Origin of the sequence: Fulvivirga sp., from assembly GCF_040220315.1 — a bacterium.
Taxonomy (GTDB): Bacteria; Bacteroidota; Bacteroidia; order Cytophagales; family Cyclobacteriaceae; genus Fulvivirga.
The window spans coordinates 1-1,667 of record NZ_JAVJUY010000014.1; the positions used below are offsets into that span (position 1 = coordinate 1).

The following is a 1,667-nucleotide window of genomic DNA, read 5'->3' on the forward strand; positions in this document are numbered from 1 at the left end:
ACAAATGGCCTACCCCACCATTCTACATTATATTCTATGCCTGTAATGAAATGTACGGATTTTTGGGCTTTTAAATTCCTGTTGATGGAGCCATCAAATGCCCGTAACTCTCTGTAGAATGGAGGTTGAGAATATGCTCCAAAGGCCGTTGTAAGTTTAAGCCTTTGGTTAGGTATAAATGTGACTTGCACTCGAGGGCTTAGCAAAAGCTCATTATTTAAATCCCAATAATTGGCCCTGATACCAATCGTTGAAAAAATCTTCTTGCTTACTGTAATAGTATTCTGAACAAAAGCTGAATATTGATTTGAGGCTAAATCTGCATCAGACTGAACGGCATTAACATCGGTAACATAATCAGCAGAATCAGTAAAGCTATACTCCTGCAGCTGATCATCTATTAATTGGCGACTATATCCGAAGCCGAACTCAACTTTGTGTTTATTTAACTCAATTGAATTCCTGTTTTCAACATTAATAAGCTCAGCCGTAAGGTTGTTCCTACCGTAATCATAGTTAGTACCTATACCTCTGATAAAGACACAATCATTAAAGGTTGATGAAGAAATGTTTTTATCCACATCGCACAATCGATAGCCACCTTCAACTTCTGTATATTCTCTTTCAACTGCATAGACGGCTGACCCAACCAATTGTGAAGACCAAATTGAATTAAACTTATGGGTAAGCTTAGACCCAATTTGATAAGTATCGTACTCAAGGGTTTCCTGTCCTTCAAATGCCACAAACAATCTGAGCGACTGATTAAAGTTACCAAACTCGGTCTCTCTGCTTTCTGGTCTTACTAAATATCTGTTTCTTGCGTAAGAGGATAGTACACTTAATTTGGTTTTATCTTCATTACCAGGTTTTCCCAGTTTAAAATTTACAATTGACTGATAATCAGTGAATTTAGGTAAATATTGACCCTGGGTTTCTAACGTATTCAGTAGGTATTGAGATGATTTGTGGCGCACCCCTAGCGCATAACTCATTCTGTTTTCAATGCCAACACCCTCGGCATGTACAGATCCACCCAAAAGACCGATGCTCGCAGATGCATGAAATTCTTCCGGCTCTTTATAAGTTACATTCAGTACAGATGAGAGCTTGTCACCATATTTAGGTTGCCATCCGCCAGCCGAGAACTCTACTGAAGAAACAAGGTCGTTATTTATAAAACTAAGGCCTTCTTGTTGGCCATTACTCACCAAGAAGGGCCTGTAAATAGGAATGTCATTTACATAAATCAGGTTTTCATCATAATTACCACCCCTCACTGAGTATGTTGATGATAATTCATTGTTGCTAGAAACACCAGGTAGTGTAGCGAGAATCTTATTAAACTCTTTAAATGGTGTGGTTAACGCATCTATACTCTTAGGTTGAATCTTCGTTATGATTGCTTCTCTTTCACGCTCGCCACTTATACTGATTTCTTTTAAATAGGAAGTTTTGCTTTTAAGTTGGATGGTCTGCAATGCCTTAACTTCACCGAACTTTAAAGACAATGTTTCATGGGCTACATGAGAAAAAACAATAATTGTAGAGTCAGAGATTGGTTCGATAAGACGTAATTCAAATTGACCTAATTCGTTGGTGATAGCACCTTTGTTATTATTTTGTTCCTGAACAGAGACGCCTTCAATTGGTTTATTCTTCTCGTC

At 38.0% G+C, this 1,667-nt stretch carries 1 protein-coding gene; it reads right to left on the reverse strand.

The genetic code is table 11. The annotated features are described in order from the left end of the window. A partial coding sequence (locus RLO81_RS00565) for a TonB-dependent receptor (RefSeq protein WP_350105729.1) occupies window positions 1-1,667 on the reverse strand: 1,667 nt, incomplete at both ends.